The following is a 25,692-nucleotide window of genomic DNA, read 5'->3' on the forward strand; positions in this document are numbered from 1 at the left end:
TGAACATGCGTGCGGGTTTATGTGGGCGCTGGCTTGCCTGCGATAGCATCACCTCGGTGTGACTGATACGCCGAGGTGTCTGCATCGCGGGCAAGCCCGGCGCCCACATAAGCGTGCTTCCACATGGGGTCTGCGTCGATATACTAGGCGCCAGTTCGCCCGCCTCGGGCTGCTTAGGGATATCGACCATGCAATGGATTCTCATGCTGATTGGCCTGGTGCTCGGCTGGACGCTCGATGAGTCGTTCACCGATGCCGGTTTCGGTGCGCTGTTGGGGTTGGGCGTGGGTCAGGCGATTCGCCTGGCGAAGCTCTCGGCCCAGGCGGATCAGCAGGCACGTCAGTTGGAAACCACGCAGAAAGCGCTGATCGCGCTGGGTGAGCGCCTGCGGCAATTGGAAGTGCCCACGCCGGCCAGCCCTGTGAGTGTCGAACCGCTTATCCCCGAGCCGACGCCTGTCACCCAGGCTCCTGAGCTTGTGTGGGAGTTGCCGGCAGAAGCAGAAATAGCCCCCGTCGCTGCGGCTGTCGAAGCCAGCCAACCGCTGCCGGACGACGTGTGGGCTCCCGCGCCCACGCCGCGCCCCCAGGAACCTGCAATTCCCCGCGGCCCCAACCTGATCGAACGCGCGATCAGCGGCGCACGCAATTGGCTGTTTGGCGGCAATACCGTGCTGCGTGTCGGCGTGGTGCTGTTGTTTCTCGGCCTGGCGTTCCTGCTGCGCTACGCCACCGAAGGCATGGTCGTGCCGATCGAACTGCGTTACGCCGGCGTTGCCGCCGCCGCATTGGGCCTGCTGGGCCTCGGTTGGTGGCTGCGGCTGCGCAACAGCAACTACGGGCTGATGCTGCAGGGGACCGGGATTGCGGTGCTGTACCTGACGGTGTTTGCCGCGATGCGCCTGCACCCCTTGATCGACCCGAGCGCGGCGCTGGGGCTGTTGGTGGCGGTCACGGTGTTCTCGGCGATCCTGGCGATTACCCAGGATGCACTGGGGCTGGCCTGTGCGGCGGCGCTGGGCGGCTTTGCGGCGCCGATCCTCACCTCAACCGGTGCCGGCAACCATGTGGCGCTGTTCAGTTATTTCGCCCTGCTCAACGCCGGCATCCTCGCCATCGCGTGGTTCAAGGCCTGGCGCCTGCTTAATCTGATCGGTTTTGTCGGCACCTTTGGCATCGGCTTCGCCTGGGGCATGCGCTCCTACACGCCCGAATTGCTGTGGAGCACCGAGCCGTTCCTGATCCTGTTTTTCCTGATGTACCTGGCCATCGGCCTGTTGTTCGCCCGGCGCACATTGCTGGAAATGCGTGACGCGCCCGACGATGACAGCCGGGCCGCACTGCTGCGTTGGTCGCTGGCCAAGGGGCACTATGTCGACGGCAGCATGCTGTTTGGCCCGCCACTGGTGGGGTTCGGCCTGCAGTTCGCACTGGTGCAGCACCTGGAGTTTGCCGCTGCGTTCAGCGCGTTGGGCCTGGGGATCATCTACATGGGCCTGGCCCGCCTGTTGGGTGGCGGGCGCGCATTGCTGCTGGCGGAAACCTGCCTGGCGCTGGGGGTGATCTTTGCCAGCCTGGCCATTCCGTTGGGTCTCGATGCGCGCTGGACTGCCGCCGCCTGGGCGGTCGAAGGCGCCGGGATCTTCTGGCTTGGCTTGCGTCAGGAGCGGCCATTGGCGCGTGCCTTCGGCTTGTTGCTGCAAGTGGGTTCGGCGTTGGCATTCCTCAGTGAGCTGCGCATCGGCGAGCACACCTTGCTCGACGGCGCCCCGCTGGGGGCGCTGCTGCTCGGCGCGGCGTTGCTGTTCAGTTTCGACCAGTTGCGCAAGGCCTCGGCGCAGCAGGCTGCAGCGTGGGAGCGCAAAGGCCTGCCCGTGCTGGCGAGCCTGGGCCTGGGCTTTTTGTACCTGCTTGCACCGTTCTTTTGGCTGACCCAAGGCACCGCGATCAGTTGGGCAATCGCCGGTCTGGTGACGCTGTTCGTCGGCCTGCGCATCGGCTCGCGCACCTTTCTGTTCACGGCATTCGCGGTGCAGTTGCTCGGCGGTGCTGTGTTCCTGCTGCGCTTGCAAGGCGGTGACGGCGCGGCGGTCTTCAATGCGGGCTGGAGCGGTTTGCTGACCGCCTCGCTGATCGGCATGGCCTTGATCGGTGGCATGTTGCTGGCGGCCCGCGATGACAGCGTGCGCGGTGACGTGCGCTTGCTGCGCGGGCTGTCGGTGGTGCTGCTGGCCGGCTTGGTGCTGATCAACCTCGCGGTGCTGTTCGTGTTGCCGTGGGAAAGCGCCAGCGCGGTGTGGGCGGCCAGTGGCGTGTTGATCATCTGGCTGAGCCTGCACTTGCAGCAGCGCGTCAGTTTCGTCTTTGGCTTGCTGTTGCAGGTGATCGGAGGCAGCGCGTTCCTGCTGGCGGTGCCGCAACTGCTGGGGCCGTTGACCAGCGAGGGCTTGCGGCCGCTGGCCCACAGCGGGTTCTGGACACCGATGGTGCTGGGCCTGGCTGCCCTGGTCGGCGCCTGGCGTTTGCAACGTGAGCCGCATGCGCCGGTGTTCGCTGTGCTGAAGCTGCAGCGTCTGTCCGACCTACTGTTGGTGTGGGGCGCGGCCTGGTGGACGCTGGCGTTGGTCGGTGAAGTGCTGCGGTTTCTTCCTGACGAGCTGCAGGGCCCGGCCTTGCTCGGCATCGCGGCGCTGAGCGTGGCGATCTGGGCGCTGCTGGCGGCGCGGCTGCACTGGGCGTCGCTCGGTGTGCTATGCGCGTTGCTGATGCCGGCGGCGGGCGTGGTGCTGCTGGTCTCGGCGCACAACTACTATCACCCGGCGGCGCACTACGGCTGGCTGGCTTGGCTGGCGGTGTTCGCGGTGCACTTCATCGCGTTGCGGCGTCTGGCGGCGAGTGTGCCGGCCAGGGTGCTGAGCGTGGCCCATGTACTGGGCTGCTGGATGCTGATCGGCGTGCTGGCGCTGGAGCTGCGTTACGGCCTGTTGCGGCTCTCGAGTGAATACAACGCCTGGCGCTGGCTGGGCTGGGCGATGCTGCCCAGCCTGTATCTGGTGCTGGCCGCCGCGCCGCGCACCTGGCCATGGCCAGTGGCGGCGTACCCGCGTGAGTACCGTGTGCTGGCAGCCTTGCCGCTCGCGGTGCTGATGCTCGGCTGGTTTTGGCTGGCGAACAGCTTCAGTGACGGCACGGCCAACCCTTTGCCCTATGTGCCGCTGCTCAACCCGTTGGACCTGGGCCTGCTGTTTGCGCTGCTGGGTGTGTACCTGTGGTCCCGCAGCGTGGCGCCGCAACGTGGGCCGCGTGCCGAGTTGATCGCCCAGGGTGTCGCGGGCGTTTCGCTGTTTGCTTTCTTCACCGCGTTGGTGATGCGCACGGCCCACCATTGGGGCGGGGTGCCTTTCCATTTGGATGCGTTGCTGGCGTCGATGCTGGTACAGGCCGGCCTGTCGATCGTCTGGACCCTCATCGCCCTCGGGTTGATGATCGGTGGCCACCTGCGCCATCGTCGTGAAGTGTGGTTGATCGGGGCGGTGTTGATTGCGGTAGTGGTCGCCAAACTGTTCTTTGTCGAACTGAGCAACCGCGGCGGCCTGGCGCGGATCGTGTCGTTCATCGGCGTGGGCGGGCTGTTACTGGTGGTGGGCTACTTTGCGCCGCTGCCGCCCAAGCGTGCCGAACCTGTATTGGAAACTGAAGGAGCAGCCTCTTGATCGGTAAGTTGAGCGTAATTGCGGTGGGCTTGTGGACGACCTTGGCCGTGTGGGCGCAGGAAACCCCGGCCGATTTCACCACCCAGGTACCGCTGGCGGTGAGTGGCAACGGCCCTTGGTATCGCCTGGAGTTGCCGCTCGCCGTGCAGTTGGCCGCGCGCCAGGCTGACCTGAGCGATGTGCGCGTGTTCAACGCCGCCGGCGAGCCGCAAGCCTATGCGCTGTCGCGCCAGACGTCGGAGCGCACCGAAAGCCGCAACGTCACTGACGTGAAGTGGTTCCCGCTGTACGCCTCCGATACCCGTGACGCTTCGCCTGACGTGACGATGAAAGCCACTACGGCGGGCACGCTGGTGGAAATCAAACCCTCGAGCGGCGCCAAGCCCGGCAAGCAGGTATTGCGCGGCTGGGTGCTGGATGCCAGCGCGATCAAGGCGCCATTGCAGCAGTTGAGCCTCGACTGGAGCCGCGAGCATGAGGGCTTCCAGCGCTTCAGCATCGAAGCCAGCGATGACTTGCAGCACTGGGAATCCTGGGGAGATGGGCAGGTGGCACGCTTGTCGTTTGCCGATGAGCGAGTCGAGCAGCATGACGTCAGCTTGCCAGGGCAGTCGGCACGCTACCTGCGCCTCATGTGGCAAGGCCAGGCGGCGCCGCGCCTGACCTCGGCCAAGCTGGTGAGTGCATCGAGCAGCAGTCTGCCGCTGCCGTTGGTGTGGTCGCAGCCGTTGGCGGGGTCGCGGCTCAAGGCGGGGGAGTACAGTTGGCAGTTGCCGGTGGGGCTGAATGTCGAGCGCTTGCGGGTTGAATTGAAGCAGCCCAACACCTTGGCGCCGGTGACCTTGGCAGGGCGGCGGGACAGCCAGCAGGCCTGGCAACCGTTGAGCAATGGCTTGCTGTACCGCCTGACCCAGAACGGCCAGGACGTGGTGCAGGATGAGCTGCGTTTGCCTGGCCAGGTGGTCAACCAGCTGAAATTGCAGGTGGACGAGCGCGGCGGTGGCCTGGGCGTTGAAGCACCGGCCCTGCGTTTTGCCGTGCGCGCCACGCAGTTGGTGTTCCTGGCGCGGGGTGAGCCGCCGTTCACGCTGGCGTTGGGCAATGCCTCGGTGAAGGCGGCGAACCTGCCGCTGTCGACGCTGATTCCCGATTACAGCGCCGCGCGCGTCAAGGCGCTGGGCCAGGCCACGTTGTCGACGGAGGTGGTGGTCAAATCGCCGGCCGTGGTGGCGCCGACCGAGGCCGGCACCGACTGGAAGAAGCTCGGCCTGTGGGCCGTACTCCTGCTGGGTGTGGCGGCGCTGGGAGGCATGGCCTACAGTTTGCTGCGCAAGCCGCCGGTGGCACGTTAAATAAAGTCCATGAACTCTATTGGGTTTAAATCCTCTGATAGGAGGAAATACGCCCCGACTCGCGTTAAACTGCGCGGGTTTTTAGCCCCCCCATTCTCCGGAGCCTTCCATGTCCCGCGTTACCTTGAGTCGCTATTTGATTGAGCAGACCCGCAGCAACAACACGCCTGCCGATCTGCGCTTCCTTATCGAAGTGGTGGCGCGTGCTTGCAAGGAAATCAGCCACGCCGTCTCCAAAGGCGCACTGGGTGGTGTCCTGGGCAGCATGGGCACTGAAAACGTGCAGGGCGAAGTACAGAAGAAGCTCGACGTACTCTCCAACGAGATCCTGCTCGAAGCCAACGAATGGGGCGGTCACCTGGCCGGCATGGCGTCCGAAGAAATGGACAATGCCTACCAGATTCCGGGCAAATACCCGAAAGGCGCCTACCTGTTGGTATTCGACCCGCTGGACGGTTCGTCGAACATCGACATCAACGCGCCGGTCGGCACCATCTTCTCGGTACTGCGTTGCCCGAACGAATACCTGAGCCAGAACGAAGCCCTGAATGAAAAGGCCTTCCTGCAGCCAGGCACCGAGCAGGTCGCTGCCGGCTACGCGATCTACGGCCCGCAGACCATGCTGGTGCTGACCCTGGGCGACGGCGTCAAGGGCTTCACCCTGGACCGTGAAATGGGCAGCTTCGTACTGACCCACGAAGACATCTCGATCCCTGCCTCGACCCAGGAATTCGCGATCAACATGTCCAACCAGCGTCACTGGGAAGCCCCGGTACAGCGCTACGTCAACGAGCTGATGGAAGGCGAGGAAGGCCCGTTGAAGAAGAACTTCAACATGCGCTGGGTGGCTGCGATGGTCGCTGACGTACACCGCATCCTGACCCGTGGTGGCCTGTTCATGTACCCACGCGACAGCCGCGAGCCATCCAAGCCAGGCAAGCTGCGCCTGATGTACGAAGCCAACCCGATGTCGTTCCTGGTAGAGCAGGCGGGCGGTGCGTCCACCGACGGCCACCAGCGCATCCTCGACATCCAGCCTGAAGGCCTGCACCAGCGTGTGGCGGTGTTCCTGGGTTCCAAGGAAGAAGTTGAGCGCGTGACGGCCTATCACAAGGCATAACCCACGGCGATAGTTTATCGGCCATGTTGTGAGCCGGTTCACCGTTAAAGAAGCCCCGAAACGTTTCAGCGTTTTCGGGGCTTTTTTGTTTTCGTTCGTCGGGAACCAGACACCTCTTTTCCCTTCTAAGCTTCTGGCAGATACCCAAGCTGCTTCGTCCCTCCAGGAGTTTTTCCATGTCGTTACGCCGTCTCGCTTTGCTGGCTTTTTGCGTGCTGTTGGCCGCTTGCAGCAAGGTCAACCAGGAAAATTACGCAAAGTTGTCGGCTGGCATGGCCAAGGCCGAGGTGGAGTCGCTGCTGGGTAAGCCGACCGATTGTTCTGGCGCACTGGGCATGTCCAGCTGCACGTGGGGCGATAAAGACAGCTTTATCAGCGTTCAATATGCCGGTGACAAAGTTCTGATGTTTTCCGGGCAAGGCCTGAAGTAAACCGGGGCGAGAGCCTGCGGGAGAAGAAGAATGATGCGTTTTGTTTTGTGCCTTTGTGCCTGCCTGTTTTTGGCGGGCTGCGCCAGTCATTCTGGCGATGATCTGCAACCCAAGACCGCGAGCAACGTCAATCTCAAGCGTTACCAGGGCACCTGGTATGAGTTGGCCCGATTGCCGATGTACTTCCAGCGCAACTGCGCGCAGTCCGAAGCCCGCTACACACTGCTGCCCGATGGCGATATGTCGGTGTTCAACCGCTGCCTGACCAGCGAGTGGAAGTGGGAAGAAGCCAAAGGCACGGCCACGCCGCAAGTGCCGGGCAAGACCGACAAGCTCTGGGTTGAATTCAATAACTGGTTTACCGCGCTGCTGCCCGGCGTCGCCAAGGGCGACTACTGGGTGCTGTACGTCAGCGATGACTACAAGACCGCCATCGTAGGCAGCCCGAGCCGGCGCTACATGTGGATCCTGTCGCGCACGCCGACGGTGAATGCCGACACCCGCGAAGACCTGCTCAGCAGGGCGCGGCAACAGGGGTATGACACCACACGGTTGATCTGGCGTACGTCGGACAAGCAGATGGCCAAGACCTCGCAGTAACTGAGGGGACCCTCAATCCAATAGGGGAGCTGGCTTGCCAGCTCCCCTATTTTTTTGTGTCGCCCGTCAGCCGAGCAAATCCCTCAAGACTTGCGTGAATGCCCGGCTGCTTTCTTCCTCGCCAGCATGGCGCCCATCCCTTACTACCCACTTACCGTTGACCAGCACATCGCGCACTTGCCGATCACCACCGGCGAACAGCCAGCGATTCAGGATCCCGTCCTCAATCGCCGTGGCCAGGTACGGATCATTGCCGTCCAGCACGATCCAGTCCGCACGCTTACCTGCTTCCAGTCGACCAATCGGCTGCCCCAACGCCTGTGCGCCACCGTCCAGCGCGGCATCGAACAGTGTGCGGCCGACCATCGGCTGATCGCTGCGATACAAGCGATTACGCCGCTGGTCGCGCAGGCGCTGGCCGTATTCCAGCCAGCGCAATTCTTCGACCACGCTCAATGAGACGTGGCTGTCGGAGCCGATCCCAATGCGACCGCCCTGTGCCAGAAAGTCCACGGCCGGGAAGATCCCGTCGCCCAGGTTGGCTTCGGTGGTCAGGCACAAACCGGCAATCGCGCGGCTCTTGGCCATGCGGGCCACTTCGTCAGCGTCCGCGTGAGTGGCGTGCACCAGGCACCAGCGCTCATCCACCTCGACATTGTCATACAGCCATTGCAGCGGGCGTTTGCCGCTCCAGGCCAGGCAATCGTCGACTTCCTTTTGCTGCTCGGCAATGTGGATATGCACCGGGCAGGCTTTGTCGCTGGCGGCCAGCACGTCATTGATTTGTTGCGGGGTCACCGCGCGCAGGGAGTGAAAGCACAACCCCAGCTGCTGCGCCGGTTGCGCGGCGAGGATCGGTTTCAGGCGCGCTTGCAGATCCAGGTAGTTTTCCGTGCTGTTGATAAACCGGCGCTGGCCTTCATTGGGTGCCTGGCCGCCAAATCCCGAGTGGGTGTAGAGCACCGGCACCAATGTCAGCCCGATGCCGCTGCTGGCGGCCGCGTGGCTGATCTGCCGCGACAGCTCCGTGCGGTCAGCATAGGGCTGGCCACTGACGTCATTGTGCACGTAGTGGAACTCAGCTACCGAGGTGTAGCCGGCCTTGAGCATCTCGATGTACAGCTGTCGGGCGATGACCTGCAATTGCTCCGGGCTGATCTTGCCAACCATGCGGTACATCAGGTCGCGCCAGGTCCAGAAGCTGTCATTCGGGTTGCCGGCGACTTCCGCCAGCCCCGCCATGGCGCGCTGGAACGCGTGGGAGTGCAGGTTCGGCATGCCCGCCAATACCGGGCCCCTGAGCCGTTCGGCGCCGTCTGCACTGGCGTTGGGCTCAACGTGGGTCAGCAGGCCATCGGCGCTGACTTCAAAGCGTACATCGTTGGCCCATCCATTAGGCAGCAGTGCGCGTTCGGCAAAGAAAGCGGACATGATCATGTCACCCCGGTCGTGTGTTTATTTGTATATACATATACAGACGTTTGCCTGCTCGGTAAACTCCGGCAATCTATGCATCTTTTCCTCTTGCAAGGATTCCCTGTGCCGACTCCGCCCGCCAAGTCTTCACTGGCTGCCCACATGGACGAAAGTCCGGCGCCCTTGTACGCCCGCGTCAAACAGATGATCAGCCAGCAGATCCTCAACGGCAACTGGCCGCCCCATTACCGCGTGCCGTCGGAGAGCGAGCTGGTCAGCCAGCTGGGCTTCAGCCGCATGACCATCAACCGCGCCCTGCGCGAGCTGACCGCCGAAGGTTTGCTGGTGCGCATGCAAGGTGTCGGCACGTTCGTCGCCGAACCCAAGAGCCAGTCGGCGCTGTTCGAGGTGCACAACATCGCCGATGAGATCGCCTCCCGTGGGCATCGGCATACTTGCCAGGTCATTCACCTTGGTGAAGAAGCAGCCGGCTCCGAACGCGCCGTAGCGCTGGAAATGCGCGAAGGCGGACGGGTGTTCCATTCGCTGATCGTGCACTTTGAAAACGACATTCCGGTGCAAATCGAAGACCGTTTCGTCAACGCCCTGGTCGCGCCGGAGTACCTGCAGCAGGACTTCACCCAGCAAACCCCCTACGCCTATCTGAACCAGGTCGCACCGCTGACCGAAGGCGAGCACGTGGTCGAGGCGATTCTCGCCGACGCCGCCGAGTGCAAGTTGCTGCAGATCGAGCCGAGCGAGCCCTGCCTGTTAATTCGCCGACGCACCTGGTCGGGTCGCCAGCCGGTGACCGCCGCGCGTTTGATCCACCCCGGTTCCCGTCATAGCCTGGAAGGACGTTTCAGTAAATGAGTGCAGTGAAAGTCTGGCGCGCCGCCGATTACGTGCGCATGCCGTGGAAAAACGGCGGTGGCAGCACCGAAGAAATCACCCGTGACGCCGGCACCGGCCTGGATGGCTTTGGCTGGCGCCTGTCGATTGCCGATATCGCCGAGTCGGGTGGGTTTTCCACCTTTGCCGGTTATCAGCGCGTAATCACCGTGATCAAGGGCGCCGGCATGGTGCTCACCGTGGATGGCGAGGAACAGCTGGGCCTGTTGCCGCTGCAACCCTTTGCGTTCAAGGGCGACAGCCACGTGTCGTGCCGCTTGATCACGGGGCCGATCCGCGATTTCAACCTGATCTACTCGCCCCAGCGCTACCACGCACGCTTGCAGTGGATTGACGGCGTGCAACGCTTTTTCAGCACGGCGCACACGGTGCTGGTGTTCAGCGTGGCGGATGAAGTGAAGGTGCTGGACCACGTGCTCGGCCATCACGACTGCCTGCAAGTGGACGGTAACACTGGCCTGCTGGATATCTCGGTCAGCGGCCGCAGTTGCATCATCGAACTGACTCAACACGATTAAAAAGCTGTGGGAGCAGGCTTGCCTGCGATAGCGGTGTATCAGCATGGGGTGTGCTGATCGACACACGGCTATCGCGGGCAAGCCTGCTCCCACAGTTGTTTTGTGGTGAGCAGAAAACTGTTTCCAGCCTGCGCACCAATTTGTTACCGAATGCCCCAGCGTGGCGCAAAACCACGCGTTGGTGACGAACCCCTCCCGTAGCAAAACTCCTTTGTAAGAAATTTCATCAAGCCTCGAAGCCTTATTTTCCAAGGCTCGCACACGCTTTCGAAAAAACTCCAAACGACTCGCGCAAAAAGTTGGCCGCTTGATTGCATATGCTTGTATGTACAAGTAAAGATGTGTGCGTAAGACTCTCCTTCGCACCATCCATGTTCGCGCATCATGCCGAGGAGTCCAGCCGTGACCGATTTTTCTAAAGCCAGGCCTACAAAATACCGTGACGTCGAAATCCGCGCGGCCCGCGGTAACAAGCTCACCGCCAAAAGCTGGCTGACTGAAGCGCCACTGCGCATGTTGATGAACAACCTCGACCCGCAAGTGGCCGAGAACCCGAAGGAGCTGGTGGTGTACGGCGGTATTGGCCGTGCGGCGCGCAATTGGGAGTGCTACGACCAGATCGTCGAGAGCCTCACTCACCTGAACGACGACGAAACCCTGCTGGTGCAATCCGGGAAGCCGGTCGGCGTGTTCAAGACCCACAGCAACGCCCCGCGCGTGCTGATCGCCAACTCCAACCTGGTGCCGCACTGGGCCAGCTGGGAACACTTCAACGAACTGGATGCCAAGGGCCTGGCCATGTACGGCCAGATGACCGCCGGCAGCTGGATCTACATCGGTAGCCAAGGCATCGTGCAGGGCACCTACGAAACCTTCGTCGAAGCCGGCCGCCAACACTACGATTCCAACCTCAAGGGCCGCTGGGTCCTCACCGCCGGCCTCGGTGGCATGGGCGGCGCCCAGCCGTTGGCCGCGACCCTGGCGGGTGCATGCTCGCTGAACATCGAGTGCCAGCAGGTCAGCATCGACTTCCGCCTGAACAGCCGTTATGTCGACGAACAAGCCACCGACCTCGACGACGCCCTGGCGCGTATCGCCAAGTACACCAAGGAAGGCAAGGCCATCTCCATTGCCCTGTTGGGTAACGCGGCGGAAATCCTGCCGGAACTGGTCAAGCGCGGCGTACGCCCGGACATGGTCACCGACCAGACCAGCGCCCACGACCCGCTCAACGGCTACTTGCCGGCCGGCTGGAGCTGGGACGAATACCGCGCCCGCGCCAAGACCGAACCAGCCGCCGTGATCAAGGCCGCCAAACAGTCGATGGCCGTGCACGTCAAGGCGATGCTGGAATTCCAGAAGCAAGGCATCCCGACCTTCGACTACGGCAATAACATCCGCCAGATGGCCCAGGAAGAAGGCGTCGAGAACGCGTTCGACTTCCCAGGTTTCGTGCCGGCGTACATCCGCCCACTGTTCTGCCGTGGCATCGGCCCGTTCCGTTGGGCAGCACTGTCCGGCGACCCGCAAGACATCTACAAGACCGACGCCAAAGTCAAAGAGCTGATCCCGGACGACGCGCACCTGCACAACTGGCTGGACATGGCGCGCGAGCGCATCAGCTTCCAGGGCCTGCCGGCGCGTATCTGCTGGGTTGGCCTGGGCCAGCGCGCCAAGCTCGGCCTGGCGTTCAACGAAATGGTACGCAGCGGTGAGCTGTCGGCACCTATCGTGATCGGCCGCGACCACCTCGACTCCGGCTCGGTCGCCAGCCCCAACCGCGAAACCGAAGCCATGCAGGACGGTTCCGACGCCGTGTCCGACTGGCCGCTGCTCAACGCCCTGCTCAACACCGCGAGCGGCGCGACCTGGGTCTCGTTGCACCACGGCGGCGGCGTGGGCATGGGCTTCTCGCAGCACTCCGGCATGGTGATCGTCTGCGACGGTACCGACGAAGCGGCCGAGCGCATCGCGCGCGTGCTGCACAACGACCCGGCCACCGGTGTGATGCGTCACGCGGATGCCGGCTACCAGATCGCGATCGACTGCGCCAAGGAGCAGGGGCTCAACCTCCCGATGATCAAGTAACTCAATGTGGGAGCTGGCTTGCCTGCGATGCGGGCGACTCGGTCTATCAGTAGAACCGAGGAGATGCCATCGCAGGCAAGCCAGCTCCCACAGAAAAGCGGTTTTACCCAGGCTTTATGAACAATCCATCAGAGGTTGAACACACATGGCTGCAAATGACGTACGTGCAAGCACCACCCCGTTGATCGAAAGGCGTTCGATCGACTACATCCCGGAAGCGGAAAGACACGGTCGTCTATTGAGTCAGTTCACCCTGTGGCTGGGTGCCAACCTGCAGATCACTGCCATCGTCACCGGGGCCCTGGCCGTGGTGCTCGGCGGTGATGTGTTCTGGTCGTTGATCGGTCTGTTGATCGGGCAATTGCTGGGCGGCGGCGTCATGGCGTTGCATGCTGCGCAAGGCCCGCAACTGGGCTTGCCGCAAATGATCTCCAGCCGCGTGCAGTTCGGCGTGTATGGCGCCGTGATCCCGTTGGTGCTGGTGTGCCTGATGTATGTCGGCTTTTCGGCCAGCGGTTCATTGCTGGCGGGGCAGGCGGTAGCGCAGTTGCTGCACGTCGAAGACTGGGTCGGCATTGTGCTGTTTGCCGGGTTGATCATGGTGTTCACCGTCTTCGGCTACCGCGTCATCCACGGCATCGGTCGCGTGGCCAGTGTGTTGGGGGTGGTGGCCTTCATCTACCTGTTCTACAAGTTGCTGGCGGGCAACGACGTGGGTGCCCTGCTGGGCAACAAACATTTTTCCCTCAGCAGTTTCCTCCTGGCGATTTCGCTGTCGGCCTCCTGGCAGATCGCTTTTGGCCCGTATGTGGCGGACTACTCGCGCTACTTACCGCGTAGCACGTCAGCGTCGAAAACCTTCTGGGCCGTGGGCCTGGGTTCGGTGATCGGGGCGCAGGCGTCGATGGTGTTCGGTGTGTTCGCGGCGGCCCTGGCCGGCTCGCAATTCGCCCATCATGAGGTGTCATTTATCGTCGGCCTGGGCGGCACCGGGATTGTCGCGGCGCTGCTGTATTTCAGCATCGCCTTCGGCAAGGTCACGGTGACCACCCTCAATGCCTACGGCAGCTTCATGTCCATCGCGACGATCATCAGCGGTTTTCGTGGCAGCCGGCACATCTCGAGTGCGGTGCGCCTGCTGTACATCTTCCTGATGGTATCGATTGCCGCCGCGCTGGCGTTGCTGGGCAAGGACTCGTTCCTCAAGGACTTCTCCGCGTTCATCCTGTTCCTGCTCGCATTCTTCACGCCGTGGAGCGCGATCAACCTGGTGGATTTCTACTGCATCACCAAGGAACGCTACGACATTCCGGCGCTGTCCAACCCCAATGGTCGTTATGGCCGCTGGAACCTGATGGGCATCGGCATCTACGTGTTCGGCGTGCTGATCCAGATGCCGTTCATCTCCACGCATTTCTATACCGGCCCACTGGTCGCCAGCCTTGGCGACACCGATATCTCCTGGATCATCGGGCTGGTGGTGCCTGCTGCGCTGTATTACTGGGCTGCGAAAAAGTGGCACAGCGCGATTCCTGAACACCTGATCCTGCCGATAGAGCAGGGCGCTGCACCGACGACGACAAACGGGCTGGCCGCACAAGCCTGATGGGACGTGGACAGGGCAGGATGCCTACTGACTGCCGTAATCCATTTCAAGATTGGGAGCGTCACAACAATGAAAATGCATAAAACCCTGTTGGCCACTCTGTTCTCTGCAGGCTTGCTGGCCACTGCCGGCGCCCAGGCGGCCGGTTGGTGCGAGTCCGGCAAACCGGTGAAATTCGCCGGCCTGAACTGGGAAAGCGGCATGTTGCTTACCGACATCCTGCAGACCGTGCTGGAAAAAGGCTACGACTGCAAAACCGACAGCCTGCCGGGCAACTCCATCACCATGGAAAACGCCCTGAGCAGCAACGACATCCAGGTCTTCGCCGAAGAATGGGTAGGCCGCAGTGAAGTGTGGAACAAGGCCGAGAAGGCCGGCAAAGTCGTCGGCGTCGGCGCCCCTGTGGTGGGCGCTGTCGAGGGCTGGTACGTGCCGCGCTACGTGATCGAAGGCGACGCCAAGCGCAAGCTTGAACCCAAGGCGCCGGACCTGAAAAACATCGCTGACCTGGCCAAGTACGCCTCGGTGTTCAAGGACCAGGAAGAGCCGTCCAAGGGCCGTTTCTACAACTGCCCGGCCGGCTGGACCTGCGAGCTGGACAACAGCGAAATGCTCAAGAGCTACGGCCTGGAAAGCACCTACACCAACTTCCGTCCAGGTACCGGCCCGGCGCTGGATGCGGCCGTGCTGTCGAGCTACAAGCGTGGCGAGCCGATCCTGTTCTACTACTGGTCGCCAACGCCGCTGATGGGCCAGGTCGACCTGGTCAAGCTTGAAGAAAAACCCGGCGTCGATAAAAGCGTGAGCATCAAGGTCGGCTTGTCCAAGACCTTCCACGAGCAGGCGCCGGAACTGGTGGCCGTGCTGGAAAAGGTCAACCTGCCGATCGACCTGCTGAACCAGAACCTGGGTCGCATGGCCAAGGAGCGAATTGAGTCGCCAAAACTGGCGAAAATTTTCCTCAAGGAACATCCTGAAGTCTGGCACGCCTGGGTGAGCGACGACGCAGCCAAGAAAATCGACGCGGCCTTGTAGGTCAAGTGTGCCCGGCTACCCTCAGGGGTGGCCGGGCGCCTGGCCACAACCCACTGGATCGAGAGCACGATATGTTTCCTGAGAGTTTTACGTTTTCCATTGCCGACTGGGTCAACGGTTGGGTGGATTCACTGGTCACCAACTACGGTGATGTGTTCCGGCACATCTCCGACACCCTGCTATGGGCCATCGTCAACCTGGAAGGGTTGCTGCGTGCGGCGCCCTGGTGGCTGATGCTGGCCATCGTCGGCGCAGTTGCCTGGCACGCCACCCGCAAGGTGGTGACCACGGCGGTGATCGTCGGCCTGCTGTTCCTGGTGGGTGCGGTCGGCCTGTGGGACAAGCTGATGCAGACGCTGGCGCTTATGATGGTCGCCACGGTGATCTCGGTGCTGATCGGCATCCCGCTGGGCATCCTGTCGGCGCGCAGCAATCGCTTGCGCTCGGTACTGATGCCGTTGCTCGACATCATGCAAACCATGCCCAGCTTCGTGTACCTGATCCCGGTGCTGATGTTGTTCGGCCTGGGCAAGGTCCCGGCGATCTTCGCCACGGTGATCTACGCCGCACCGCCGTTGATCCGCCTCACCGACCTGGGCATTCGCCAGGTCGACGGCGAAGTCATGGAAGCGATCAACGCCTTCGGTGCTAACCGTTGGCAACAACTGTTCGGCGTGCAACTGCCGCTGGCCCTGCCGAGCATCATGGCCGGGATCAACCAGACCACCATGATGGCGTTGTCGATGGTGGTGATCGCCTCGATGATCGGCGCCCGTGGGCTGGGTGAGGATGTCCTCGTCGGCATCCAGACCCTCAACGTCGGCCGGGGCCTCGAAGCCGGGCTGGCGATCGTGATTCTCGCAGTGGTCATCGACCGCATTACCCAGGCCTATGGTCGTCCACGGCATGAGGCGAGCAAATGACTACTGTCAGCAAAATCGAAGTCAAAAACGTCTTCAAGATCTTCGGCGCCCGTTCCAAGGATGCGCTGGCGCTGATCGGCCAAGGCAAGAGCAAAGACCAGGTCCTGGCCGAAACCGGTTGCGTGGTCGGGGTGAACGACTTGTCCCTGAGCATCGGCACCGGTGAGATCTTCGTGATCATGGGCCTGTCGGGTTCCGGCAAGTCCACGTTGGTGCGCCACTTCAATCGCCTGATCGACCCCACCAGCGGCGCGATCCTGGTGGATGGCGAAGACATCCTGCAACTGGACATGGAAGCGCTGCGTCAATTCCGTCGGCACAAGATCAGCATGGTGTTCCAGAGCTTCGGCCTGCTGCCCCACAAGAGTGTGCTGGACAACGTCGCCTACGGCCTCAAGGTGCGTGGCGAAACCAAGCAGGTCTGCGCCGAACGTGCGCTGCACTGGATCGAAACCGTGGGCCTCAAGGGCTACGAAAACAAATACCCGCACCAGCTCTCCGGCGGCATGCGCCAACGCGTCGGCCTCGCCCGTGCGCTGGCGGCCGACACCGACATCATCCTGATGGACGAAGCCTTCAGCGCCCTCGACCCGCTGATCCGCGCCGAAATGCAGGACCAGTTGCTCGAGCTGCAAAAGACCCTGCACAAGACCATCGTGTTCATCACCCACGACCTCGACGAGGCCGTGCGCATCGGCAACCGCATTGCGATCCTCAAGGACGGCAAGCTGATCCAGGTCGGCACCCCGCGCGAGATCCTGCATTCGCCGGCGGATGAGTACGTGGACCGGTTTGTCCAGCGGCGGGCGGCGGTGGTGTAGCTGATCATTCCCGCGCTCTGCGTGGGATGCATCCCGTGACGCTCTGCGTCACCTCTAACAGCGGGACGCAGAGCGTCCCAGGTGGCATTCCCACGCCAGAGCGTGGGAACGATAAACATGAAGAGGTCAACGATGTCCCAGGCTGCAAAAATCATCATCGCCGACGGCCCCTTGCGCTGGCAGGACGTCGTCGCCGTCGCTCGCCATGGCGCGGTCCTCGAACTCTCGGGCCAGGCCTGGGCGCGGATCGACAATGCCCAGGCCATCGTGCAGCGCATCGTCACCAGCGGCGAGCGCGCCTATGGCGTGAATACCGGCTTGGGCGCGCTGTGCAACGTGTCGCTCAAGGGCGAGCAACTCAGCCAGCTGTCGCGCAATACCCTGCTGAGCCACGCCTGCGGCGTCGGCCCGGTGCTGAGCGACGAGCAGACCCGCGCGATCATTTGCGCGGCCGTCATCAACTACAGCCACGGCAAATCCGGCCTGCATCCGCAGGTGGTGCATTCGCTGCTGGCGCTGCTCAACCACGGCATCACGCCGCAAGTGCCGTCCCAGGGTTCGGTGGGTTACCTGACCCATATGGCCCATGTCGGCGTGGCCTTGCTCGGTGTTGGCACTGTGAGCTACCGGGGCCGGATCGTCGCGGCGCAACAGGCCCTCAGCGAAGAAGGTTTGCAGCCGGTGGTGCTTGGCGCCAAGGACGGCCTGTGCCTGGTCAACGGCACACCGTGCATGACCGGCCTGAGCTGCCTGGCCCTGGCCGACGCGCATCATTTGCTGCAGTGGGCCGACGTGATCGGTGCCATGAGTTTTGAAGCCCAGCGCGGCCAGATCGATGCCTTCGATGCAGAAATCATCGCGCTCAAGCGGCACCCGGGCATGCAGCATGTCGGCATCAACCTGCGTGCGCTGCTCGACGGCAGTGAAGTGATCGCCAGCAGCAAAGGCATCCGCACCCAGGACGCGCTGAGCATCCGCTCGATCCCGCAGATCCACGGCGCGGCGCGCGACCAGGTGGAGCACGCGACCCGCCAGATCGAAACCGAACTCAACAGCGCCACCGACAACCCGCTGGTGCTCGGTACCCCGGACAATTACCGCGTGGTGTCCCAGGCCAACCCGCACGGGCAGTCCGTGGCACTGGCCGCCGACATGCTGGCGATCGCCATGGCCGAAATCGGCTCGGTGGCCGAGCGCCGCCTGGACCGCCTGATCAACCCGCACGTCAGCGGCCTGCCGGCGTTCCTGGTCAGCAACCCCGGGGTCAACTCCGGGATGATGATCGTGCAGTACGTCGCCGCCTCGCTGTGCGGGCAGAACCGACAGTTGGCGCAACCGGCGGTGCTCGACAACTTCGTCACCTCGGGCCTGCAGGAAGACCACTTGAGCATGGGCACCAACGCCGCGCTGAAGCTGCACCAGGTGCTGGCCAACGTCACGCAGATCCTCGCCATCGAGTACCTGCTGGCCGCCCAGGCCTTCGAATTCCTCAAGGAGCAGCGCTTCGGCGCGGGCACCGACAGTGCCTGGCGCCTGCTGCGTGAAGTGGTGCCGGCCTATGAGCAGGACCGCTGGCTGGCACCGGACATTGCGGCCGCCGCTGCATTGCTTCAGGACACGGCCCTGCTGCACCAGACAATTCCCCATTTGCACTGAAAATAATTCAAAAGGAGCATGAATGTGACTGCGCTAAACCTGATTCCAGGCCAACTGAGCCTCGCCCAACTGCGGGCCATCTACCAGCAGCCGGTAACCCTCAGTCTGGATGACAGCGCCTCGGCCCAGATCGAAGCCAGTGTCGCCTGCGTGGAGCAGATTCTCGCCGAGAACCGCACCGCCTATGGCATCAACACCGGTTTCGGCCTGCTGGCTTCGACCCGCATCGCCAGCGAAGATCTGGAAAACCTCCAGCGTTCGCTGGTGCTGTCCCACGCCGCCGGCGTCGGTGAGCCGATCAGCGATGCGCTGGTGCGGCTGGTCATGGTGCTCAAGGTCAACAGCCTGAGCCGCGGGTTCTCCGGGATTCGTCGGCAAGTGATCGACGCGCTGATCGCGCTGATCAACGCCGAGGTGTACCCGCATATCCCACTCAAGGGTTCGGTCGGTGCTTCCGGCGATCTGGCGCCATTGGCGCATATGTCGCTGGTGCTGCTCGGCGAAGGCAAGGCGCGCTACAAGGGTGAATGGCTGGAGGCGACCGCCGCGCTGAAAGTCGCCGGCCTGACCCCGTTGACCCTGGCCGCCAAGGAAGGCCTGGCGCTGCTCAACGGCACCCAGGTGTCCACCGCGTATGCCCTGCGTGGCCTGTTCGAGGGTGAAGACCTGTTCGCCGGCGCGCTGGCGTGCGGTGCGCTCACCGTGGAAGCCGTGCTGGGTTCGCGCTCGCCGTTCGACGCGCGCATTCACGCCGCCCGTGGCCAGCGTGGGCAGATCGACTCGGCAGCGGCTTATCGCGACCTGCTGGGTGAAAGCAGCCAGGTCTCCCAGTCGCACCAGAACTGCGACAAGGTGCAAGACCCATACTCCCTGCGTTGCCAGCCACAAGTCATGGGCGCGTGCCTGACCCAGTTCCGCCAGGCCGCCGAAGTGCTGGTGATCGAAGCCAACGCCGTGTCGGACAACCCCTTGGTATTTGCCGCTGAAGGCGATGTGATTTCCGGCGGTAACTTCCACGCTGAACCAGTGGCCATGGCCGCTGACAACATGGCGCTGGCCATCGCTGAAATCGGCTCGCTGAGCGAACGCCGTATCTCGCTGATGATGGACAAGCACATGTCGCAACTGCCGCCGTTCCTGGTGGGCAACGGCGGGGTCAACTCCGGCTTCATGATCGCCCAGGTGACTGCCGCCGCACTCGCCAGCGAGAACAAGGCGCTGGCGCATCCGCACAGCGTGGATAGCCTGCCGACGTCCGCCAACCAGGAAGACCATGTGTCGATGGCCCCCGCAGCCGGCAAGCGCCTGTGGGAAATGGCCGAAAACACCCGTGGCATCCTCGCCGTGGAATGGCTGGCAGCCGCCCAAGGCCTGGACCTGCGTGAAGGCTTGAAAACCTCGCCGAAGCTGGAAAAAGCGCGTGGCATCCTGCGCGACAAAGTGGCGTTCTATGACAAGGACCGCTTCTTCGCCCCGGACATCATCGCCGCCACCGACCTGCTCGCCAGCCGCTGCCTGAATGAGCTGGTGCCGGCCAAGCTGTTGCCAAGTCTGTAACTGCTCGTTCCCACGCGCTGCGTGGGAATGCCGCCCTGGACGCTCTGCGTCTGCTTTTAGAGCCGTGACGCGGAGCGTCATAGGATGCGTTCCCACGCAGGGCGTGGGAACGATCTTCTCTTCATAAGAATAATTAGGGACGAGAAATGCACCAGCAAGAAAAGGGTTTGAAACGCGGGCTATCAGCCCGACATATTCGCTTCATGGCACTGGGGTCGGCGATCGGCACCGGGCTGTTCTACGGCTCCGCCTCTGCCATCCAGATGGCGGGCCCCGCCGTGCTGCTGGCCTACCTGATCGGCGGCGCCGCGGTGTTCATGGTCATGCGCGCCCTCGGTGAAATGGCTGTGCACAACCCCGTGGCCGGCTCCTTCGGCCAGTACGCCAGCACCTACCTGGGCCCCATGGCCGGTTTTATCCTCGGCTGGACCTACGCCTTTGAAATGATCATCGTCTGCCTCGCCGACGTCACCGCCTTCGGCATCTACATGGGCTTCTGGTTTCCCGAGGTTGCGCGCTGGGTCTGGGTGCTCGGCATCGTGTTTCTGATCGGCGGCCTGAACCTGTGCAACGTCAAAGTGTTTGGCGAGATGGAGTTCTGGCTGTCGTTGCTCAAGGTCGGCGCCATCGTGGCGATGATCCTCGGCGGCTTCGGCATCATGCTGTTCGGCATCCATTCGGCGGGTGAAACGCACGCCAGCGGGATCAGCAACCTGTGGGCCCACGGCGGTTTCATGCCCAACGGCATCGGTGGCCTGATCGCCTCGTTCGCGGTGGTGATGTTCGCGTTTGGCGGCATCGAAATCATCGGTATCACTGCCGGTGAAGCCAAGGACCCGCAGCGCGTGATCCCCAAGGCGATCAATGCCGTGCCGCTGCGCATCCTGTTGTTCTATGTGCTGACCCTGTTTGTGCTGATGGCGATCTACCCGTGGCCGCAGATCGGCAGCCAGGGCAGCCCGTTCGTGCAGATTTTCAGCAACCTGGGCATCGGTTCGGCGGCGACTATTCTCAATATCGTGGTGATCTCGGCGGCGGTGTCGGCGATCAACAGCGACATCTTCGGCGCCGGGCGCATGATGTACGGTCTGGCCCAGCAAGGGCAGGCGCCCAAGGGCTTTGCGCAATTGTCCAGGCACGGTGTGCCATGGATGACCGTGGTGGTGATGGGGGCGGCGCTGCTCGGCGGCGTGGTGCTCAACTACCTGATTCCCGAAAACGTGTTCCTGCTGATCGCCTCGATTGCCACCTTTGCCACCGTGTGGGTGTGGCTGATGATCCTGTTTACCCAAGTCGCCATGCGCCGCTCCATGACCCAGGAGCAGGTGGCCGACTTGAAATTCCCGGTACCGTTCTGGCCCTACGCGCCGGCCGCGGCCATCGTGTTCATGCTGTTCGTGTTTGGCGTGCTGGGTTATTTCCCGGACACCCAGGCAGCCTTGCTGGTCGGGGCGGTGTGGATCGTGTTGCTGGTCGTTGCCTACCTGCTGTGGGTCAAGCCCGCTGCCGGGCAGGCGGCCAAGGTCCATTACGACCCGGCTTTGTCTCATCGATAACTTAGGGAGGCGTTGATGAAAACGCTTTGGCAACACTGCCACGTCGCAACCATGGCCGGCGGCAAATACTCGATCATCGAGGATGCCGCCATGGTGACCGCCGATTCGCTCATTGAGTGGGTCGGCCCCCGCAGCCAGGTGCCGAGCGCGGATTACGCGCAAGTGCATGACCTGCAAGGCGCGTGGGTCACCCCCGGGCTGATCGACTGCCACACCCATACCGTGTTCGGTGGCAATCGCAGCGGCGAGTTCGAGCAGCGCCTCCAAGGCGTGAGCTACGCCGAGATCGCGGCCCAGGGCGGCGGGATTGCCAGCACCGTGCGTGCCACGCGTGCTGCCAGCGAGGACGAGCTGTTTGCCAGCGCCGAAAAGCGCCTGCGCAGTCTGCTGCGCGATGGCGTCACCACGGTAGAGATCAAGTCCGGCTACGGGCTCGACCTGGTCAACGAACGCAAGATGCTGCGCGTGGCGCGGCGCCTCGGTGAAGCGCTGCCGGTCAGCGTGCGGGCCACGTGCCTGGCGGCTCATGCGTTGCCGCCGGAGTATAAGGACCGCGCCGACGACTACATCGAACATATCTGCAGCGAGATGCTGCCGGCGCTGGCGGCGCAGGGGCTGGTGGATGCGGTCGACGCGTTCTGCGAATACCTGGCGTTTTCCCCGGCGCAGGTGGAGCGCGTGTTCAAGGTCGCCCAGCAACTCGGGCTGCCGGTAAAGCTGCACGCCGAGCAACTGTCCTCCTTGCATGGCTCCAGCCTGGCGGCGCGTTACCACGCGTTGTCGGCCGATCACCTGGAATTCATGACCGAGGAAGACGCCATCGCCATGGCCGCCGCCGGCACCGTCGCCGTGTTGCTGCCAGGGGCGTTCTACTTCCTGCGTGAAACCCAGTTGCCGCCGATGGAGGCGCTGCGCAAGCACGGTGTGAAAATCGCCATCGCCAGCGACCTCAACCCTGGCACCTCGCCGGCGTTGTCGGTGCGCCTGATGCTGAACATGGCCTGCACGCTGTTCCGCATGACCCCGGAAGAAGCCCTGGCCGGCGCCACCCAACATGCGGCCACCGCCCTCGGGATGGGCGCCACCCATGGCTCGCTGGAGGTGGGCAAAGTCGCCGATTTCGTCGCCTGGCAGATCGATCGTCCCGCTGACCTGGCCTATTGGCTGGGCGGCGAGTTGGATAAACGCGTCGTGCGCCATGGCGTCGACGTCACCGTATGAGGAGTGCTGCTGTGGATAAGGTTCTCAATTTCAAACAAGGCCGTGTGCCGCTGCTGATCAGCATGCCCCACGCCGGCCTGCGCCTGACGCCTGCAGTGGAAGCGGGCCTGATCCCCGAGGCGCAAAGCCTGCCGGACACCGACTGGCATATCCCTACGCTGTATGACTTTGCCGAGGAACTGGGCGCCAGCACCTTGTCGGCCGAGTACTCGCGATTTGTCATCGACTTGAACCGGCCTTCAGACGACAAACCCTTGTACGCCGGCGCCACTACCGGTCTGTACCCGGCGACCCTGTTCGATGGCGTGCCGTTGTTCCGCGAAGGCCTGGAGCCAAGCGAGGCCGAGCGTGCCAGCTACCTGCAGAAGATCTGGGGCCCGTATCACCGCGCCCTGCAAGAAGAACTGGCGCGGCTCAAGGCCGAGTTTGGCTACGCATTACTGTTCGATGCGCACTCGATCCGTTCGGTGATCCCGCACCTGTTCGACGGCAAGCTGCCGGACTTCAACCTCGGCACCTTCAACGGCGCGGCCTGCGACCCTGAGCTGGCGAGCCGGTTGGAAGCCATCTGCGCCGCGCATCCGCAGTACACCCACGTGCTCAACGGGCGCTTCAAAGGCGGGCATATCACTCGGCACTACGGCGACCCGGCGCAGGATATCCACGCCGTGCAGCTGGAGTTGTGCCAGAGCGCCTATATGGAAGAGTTTGAGCCGTTCCGTTATCGGCCTGACCTGGCCGAGCCGACGCGGGTGGTGTTGAAGCAGTTGCTGGAAGGGTTGTTGGCCTGGGGGCAGCAGCACTACCGGTAATTTTCGCTGCTGCTGTAACAGCTTTCGCGAGCAAGCCCGCTCCCACACTTGACCGAGTTCCAACATGAGCGTGCGGTCTGAATGTAGGAGCGGGCTTGCTCGCGAAGGGGTCTTCACAGTCGCCCCAGTGCAACTGCCGGTCGCCCCAGTTCGTGTGGACAGTGTTCTCGCTGGGTAAGGTTGTGGGTACGGCGCACCAGACGCCACTCCCCACAATAAAGCTGCCGAGTGAGACCTCTTTCATGAAAAGACTGTTCACCCGTTACCTGTTGACGCTTACCGGCGCCGCGCTGCTCAGTGCGCACGCCATGGCGGCTGAACCCGCCTCGTGCAAAACCGTGCGCATGGGCGTGGTCAGCTGGACCGACGTGGTCGCCACCTCGGGCATGGCCGATGTGCTGCTCAATGGCCTGGGCTACGACAGCAAACAGACCAGCGCCGTGCAGCAGATCATCTTTGCCGGCATCCGCGACAAACGCCTGGATATCTTCCTCGGCTACTGGAAGCCGGCGATGGACAACAACATCGCGCCGTTCCTGGCCGCCAAGCAGGTCAAGGTCTTCGACACGCCCAGCCTGGCCGACGCCCAGGCTACCTTGGCCGTGCCGCAATACGTGGCCGACGCCGGCTTGAAAACCTTCGCCGATATTGCCCGCTTCAAGGACCAGCTCGGCGGCAAGATCTATGGCATCGAGCCCGGCAGCGGCGCCAATACCGATATCCAGAAAATGATCGACACCAACCACTTCGGCCTGGGCGACTTCAAGCTGGTGGCTTCCGGTGAAGCCGGCATGCTCGCCGCTGTGCAGCGGGCGGTGAATCGCAAGGAGTTCGTGGTGTTTGTCGGCTGGACGCCGCACCCGATGAACATCAACATGAAAATGACCTACCTCACCGGCAGCGAAGACGTGTTCGGCGCCAATGAGGGCCGTGCCACGGTGTCCACCGTCACCGCCCCGGATTTCGCCGAGCACTGCCCCAACGCCAACCACCTGCTGGAAAACCTGACCTTTACCGCCGCCCAGGAAAGCCAGTTGATGGTGCCGATCATGGCGCGCCAGTCGCCGCAGGACGTGGCCAAGCAGTGGTTGCGCGACCATCCCGAGGACTTGCAGCGCTGGCTGGCTGGGGTGACTGCATTTGATGGCAGCGATGGCGTGGCGTCCGTACAAGCCAAGCTGAAACCCTGAGCCGGGCTCGGTAGATCAAACAATACACAGCAAATGTGGGAGCAGGCTTGCTCGCGAATGCGATAGGCCAGCCAACTCATCAGGCGACTGACACACCGCCTTCGCGAGCAAGCCCGCTCCCACAGGTGGATCTCCATTGTCAGGGATATTTGCGCATGTACCCGATTTCTCCGCAGATGGCAGCTTTTGTCGCCAGGACCGAGTCCTTCACCAGCGACGACTCCTCCCTGGCTGGGCTGCGCCAGAACTACGACCGCATGTGCCAGGCGTTCACCCCACCCGTGCCTGAGGGGTTGACGGTCAAGGACTTCTTCCTCGGCGGCGTCGGTGTACGCAGCTACGTGCCGACGACGCCCACGCCGGCGCAGGGCTGGCCCTGTCTTCTATATATGCACGGCGGCGGCTGGGTGGTCGGCGGGCTGGATTCCCATGACTTCATCTGTTTCGAGCTGGCCAGCGCGTTGCAGGTGCTGGTGATCGCCATCGACTACCGCCTGGCGCCGGAACACCCGTTTCCGGCGGCCTATGAGGATTGCCGCGCGGTGTGGCAGGCGCTCCAGGCGGGGGCGGCACCGTATGCCATCGACCCCCAACGCCTGGCGGTGATCGGCGACAGTGCCGGCGGCAACCTGGCGGCGGCGCTGTGCCTGGGGTTGCGCGACGACGGGCAGCCGTTGCCCCGGGCCCAGGTGTTGATCTACCCCGGCCTGGGTGGCCCGGCCGATTTGCCCTCGCGTCGCGATTGCATGGACGCGCCGCTGCTCAGCACCGCCGACACCGATTGCTACCTGGCACTTTACCTGCGCGGCGCGGGCAAGCCGTCGGCCTATGCGATGCCGCTGCTGGCCAGGGATTTCAGCGGCTTGCCCAAGGCTCTGGTCGCCGTGGCCCAGTTCGACCCGCTGCGCGACGATGGCATGCTTTACGCCGAACGCCTGCAACAGTCAGGCGTGGCCGCCGTGCTGTACCCCGGCAAAGGCCTGGTGCATGGCTGTTTGCGCGCGCGTGGCCAGGTGCCGGAAGTCGACCGGCTGTACGGCTATCTGTTGGACTACCTCAGGAGCGAAGGGCTGACACAGGTCTAAGTGCTCAAGGACATGCTCATTGCACAATTCGGGTTTATAGTGCCAGACGGCAAAATAAAAGACGTCCCCCCAGGGATGAA

The 25,692-nt window shown here is 63.1% G+C and carries 20 protein-coding genes; 19 read left to right on the plus strand and 1 reads right to left on the minus strand.

Annotated features, from left to right (window positions below; translation table 11 throughout):
* The first annotated feature begins 188 nt into the window (after window positions 1-188).
* The 5 genes from JFU04_RS01145 to JFU04_RS01165 all read left to right on the plus strand — a co-directional run bounded on the left by JFU04_RS01145 (window position 189) and on the right by JFU04_RS01165 (window position 7,216).
* A complete protein-coding gene (locus JFU04_RS01145) occupies window positions 189-3,713 on the plus strand; it encodes a DUF2339 domain-containing protein (protein WP_201143368.1) in 3,525 nt (1,174 codons plus the stop codon).
* Window positions 3,713-5,065 (plus strand): DUF3999 family protein, encoded by a 1,353-nt coding sequence (locus tag JFU04_RS01150; RefSeq protein WP_201146291.1) that lies wholly within the window; start codon window positions 3,713-3,715, stop codon window positions 5,063-5,065. Before JFU04_RS01145 ends, JFU04_RS01150 begins: the two co-directional genes overlap by 1 nt.
* A 109-nt stretch (window positions 5,066-5,174) precedes the next feature.
* A complete protein-coding gene (locus tag JFU04_RS01155) occupies window positions 5,175-6,185 on the plus strand; it encodes a class 1 fructose-bisphosphatase (protein ID WP_065899834.1) in 1,011 nt (336 codons plus the stop codon).
* 176 nt (window positions 6,186-6,361) lie between these two features.
* A complete protein-coding gene (locus JFU04_RS01160; RefSeq protein ID WP_201143369.1) occupies window positions 6,362-6,616 on the plus strand; it encodes a hypothetical protein in 255 nt (84 codons plus the stop codon).
* Between the two features lie 30 nt (window positions 6,617-6,646).
* The gene (locus tag JFU04_RS01165) at window positions 6,647-7,216 is read left to right on the plus strand and encodes a lipocalin family protein (protein ID WP_201143370.1); all 570 of its coding nucleotides are present in this window, start codon (window positions 6,647-6,649) and stop codon (window positions 7,214-7,216) included.
* A gap of 66 nt (window positions 7,217-7,282) precedes the next feature.
* Here the strand turns inward: JFU04_RS01165 and JFU04_RS01170 are convergent, their stop codons facing one another.
* Window positions 7,283-8,647, minus strand: a complete 1,365-nt coding sequence (locus tag JFU04_RS01170; RefSeq protein WP_201143371.1) for a formimidoylglutamate deiminase — start codon at window positions 8,645-8,647, stop codon at window positions 7,283-7,285.
* A gap of 147 nt (window positions 8,648-8,794) precedes the next feature.
* On the opposite strand from JFU04_RS01170, the gene hutC reads away from it, so the two are divergent.
* The 14 genes from hutC to JFU04_RS01240 all read left to right on the plus strand — a co-directional run bounded on the left by hutC (window position 8,795) and on the right by JFU04_RS01240 (window position 25,612).
* On the plus strand, window positions 8,795-9,505 hold the full coding sequence (gene hutC / locus JFU04_RS01175; RefSeq protein ID WP_017738808.1) for a histidine utilization repressor: 711 nt from the start codon (window positions 8,795-8,797) through the stop codon (window positions 9,503-9,505).
* The gene (locus JFU04_RS01180; RefSeq protein ID WP_106805392.1) at window positions 9,502-10,062 is read left to right on the plus strand and encodes a HutD/Ves family protein; all 561 of its coding nucleotides are present in this window, start codon (window positions 9,502-9,504) and stop codon (window positions 10,060-10,062) included. Before hutC ends, JFU04_RS01180 begins: the two co-directional genes overlap by 4 nt.
* Before the next feature lie 384 nt (window positions 10,063-10,446).
* Window positions 10,447-12,150 (plus strand): urocanate hydratase, encoded by a 1,704-nt coding sequence (hutU, locus tag JFU04_RS01185; protein WP_065899838.1) that lies wholly within the window; start codon window positions 10,447-10,449, stop codon window positions 12,148-12,150.
* A 145-nt stretch (window positions 12,151-12,295) separates the two neighbouring features.
* Window positions 12,296-13,756: a purine-cytosine permease family protein gene (locus JFU04_RS01190; protein WP_120447422.1), complete on the plus strand. Its 1,461-nt coding sequence runs from the start codon at window positions 12,296-12,298 to the stop codon at window positions 13,754-13,756.
* 69 nt (window positions 13,757-13,825) lie between these two features.
* Window positions 13,826-14,791, plus strand: coding sequence for an ABC transporter substrate-binding protein (locus JFU04_RS01195; protein WP_065899842.1), 966 nt, complete (start codon window positions 13,826-13,828; stop codon window positions 14,789-14,791).
* Window positions 14,792-14,862: 71 nt separating this feature from the next.
* On the plus strand, window positions 14,863-15,714 hold the full coding sequence (locus JFU04_RS01200) for an ABC transporter permease (protein ID WP_012721776.1): 852 nt from the start codon (window positions 14,863-14,865) through the stop codon (window positions 15,712-15,714).
* Entirely contained in the window at window positions 15,711-16,535 is an 825-nt protein-coding gene (locus JFU04_RS01205) for a quaternary amine ABC transporter ATP-binding protein (protein WP_201143372.1), read from the plus strand. The genes JFU04_RS01200 and JFU04_RS01205 overlap by 4 nt, the downstream gene beginning before the upstream one ends.
* 132 nt (window positions 16,536-16,667) lie before the next feature.
* Window positions 16,668-18,191 carry an HAL/PAL/TAL family ammonia-lyase gene (locus tag JFU04_RS01210; protein WP_201143373.1) on the plus strand — a complete coding sequence of 508 codons (1,524 nt, stop codon included), beginning with the start codon at window positions 16,668-16,670 and terminating at the stop codon, window positions 18,189-18,191.
* 18 nt (window positions 18,192-18,209) lie between these two features.
* On the plus strand, window positions 18,210-19,748 hold the full coding sequence (gene hutH, locus JFU04_RS01215; protein ID WP_106805389.1) for a histidine ammonia-lyase: 1,539 nt from the start codon (window positions 18,210-18,212) through the stop codon (window positions 19,746-19,748).
* Window positions 19,749-19,894: 146 nt separating this feature from the next.
* Window positions 19,895-21,304 (plus strand): amino acid permease, encoded by a 1,410-nt coding sequence (locus tag JFU04_RS01220; RefSeq protein ID WP_065899851.1) that lies wholly within the window; start codon window positions 19,895-19,897, stop codon window positions 21,302-21,304.
* A gap of 15 nt (window positions 21,305-21,319) precedes the next feature.
* Window positions 21,320-22,525, plus strand: a complete 1,206-nt coding sequence (gene hutI, locus JFU04_RS01225) for an imidazolonepropionase (protein WP_201143374.1) — start codon at window positions 21,320-21,322, stop codon at window positions 22,523-22,525.
* Window positions 22,526-22,536: 11 nt separating this feature from the next.
* Entirely contained in the window at window positions 22,537-23,337 is an 801-nt protein-coding gene (gene hutG / locus JFU04_RS01230; RefSeq protein ID WP_065899855.1) for an N-formylglutamate deformylase, read from the plus strand.
* Window positions 23,338-23,579: 242 nt separating this feature from the next.
* Window positions 23,580-24,527 carry a choline ABC transporter substrate-binding protein gene (gene choX / locus JFU04_RS01235; protein ID WP_201143375.1) on the plus strand — a complete coding sequence of 316 codons (948 nt, stop codon included), beginning with the start codon at window positions 23,580-23,582 and terminating at the stop codon, window positions 24,525-24,527.
* A gap of 155 nt (window positions 24,528-24,682) precedes the next feature.
* Entirely contained in the window at window positions 24,683-25,612 is a 930-nt protein-coding gene (locus JFU04_RS01240) for an alpha/beta hydrolase (RefSeq protein ID WP_201143376.1), read from the plus strand.
* The last annotated feature ends 80 nt before the right edge of the window (window positions 25,613-25,692 follow it).

The organism is Pseudomonas sp. TH21 (assembly GCF_016651025.1).
In the GTDB taxonomy this organism is placed as follows: Bacteria; Pseudomonadota; Gammaproteobacteria; order Pseudomonadales; family Pseudomonadaceae; genus Aquipseudomonas; species Aquipseudomonas aylmerensis.

Coding starts and splice junctions, on each gene's coding strand:
- hutH (WP_106805389.1), top strand. CDS start 18,210: ATGAATGTGACTGCGCTAAACCTGATTCCAGGCCAACTGAGCCTCGCC.
- hutC (WP_017738808.1), top strand. CDS start 8,795: ATGGACGAAAGTCCGGCGCCCTTGTACGCCCGCGTCAAACAGATGATC.
- JFU04_RS01165 (WP_201143370.1), top strand. CDS start 6,647: ATGATGCGTTTTGTTTTGTGCCTTTGTGCCTGCCTGTTTTTGGCGGGC.
- JFU04_RS01145 (WP_201143368.1), top strand. CDS start 189: ATGCAATGGATTCTCATGCTGATTGGCCTGGTGCTCGGCTGGACGCTC.
- JFU04_RS01190 (WP_120447422.1), top strand. CDS start 12,296: ATGGCTGCAAATGACGTACGTGCAAGCACCACCCCGTTGATCGAAAGG.
- hutI (WP_201143374.1), top strand. CDS start 21,320: ATGAAAACGCTTTGGCAACACTGCCACGTCGCAACCATGGCCGGCGGC.
- JFU04_RS01195 (WP_065899842.1), top strand. CDS start 13,826: ATGAAAATGCATAAAACCCTGTTGGCCACTCTGTTCTCTGCAGGCTTG.
- hutU (WP_065899838.1), top strand. CDS start 10,447: ATGCCGAGGAGTCCAGCCGTGACCGATTTTTCTAAAGCCAGGCCTACA.
- JFU04_RS01155 (WP_065899834.1), top strand. CDS start 5,175: ATGTCCCGCGTTACCTTGAGTCGCTATTTGATTGAGCAGACCCGCAGC.
- JFU04_RS01180 (WP_106805392.1), top strand. CDS start 9,502: ATGAGTGCAGTGAAAGTCTGGCGCGCCGCCGATTACGTGCGCATGCCG.
- JFU04_RS01220 (WP_065899851.1), top strand. CDS start 19,895: ATGCACCAGCAAGAAAAGGGTTTGAAACGCGGGCTATCAGCCCGACAT.
- JFU04_RS01210 (WP_201143373.1), top strand. CDS start 16,668: ATGTCCCAGGCTGCAAAAATCATCATCGCCGACGGCCCCTTGCGCTGG.
- JFU04_RS01160 (WP_201143369.1), top strand. CDS start 6,362: ATGTCGTTACGCCGTCTCGCTTTGCTGGCTTTTTGCGTGCTGTTGGCC.
- JFU04_RS01170 (WP_201143371.1), bottom strand. CDS start 8,647: ATGTCCGCTTTCTTTGCCGAACGCGCACTGCTGCCTAATGGATGGGCC.
- JFU04_RS01200 (WP_012721776.1), top strand. CDS start 14,863: ATGTTTCCTGAGAGTTTTACGTTTTCCATTGCCGACTGGGTCAACGGT.
- choX (WP_201143375.1), top strand. CDS start 23,580: ATGAAAAGACTGTTCACCCGTTACCTGTTGACGCTTACCGGCGCCGCG.
- JFU04_RS01240 (WP_201143376.1), top strand. CDS start 24,683: ATGTACCCGATTTCTCCGCAGATGGCAGCTTTTGTCGCCAGGACCGAG.
- JFU04_RS01205 (WP_201143372.1), top strand. CDS start 15,711: ATGACTACTGTCAGCAAAATCGAAGTCAAAAACGTCTTCAAGATCTTC.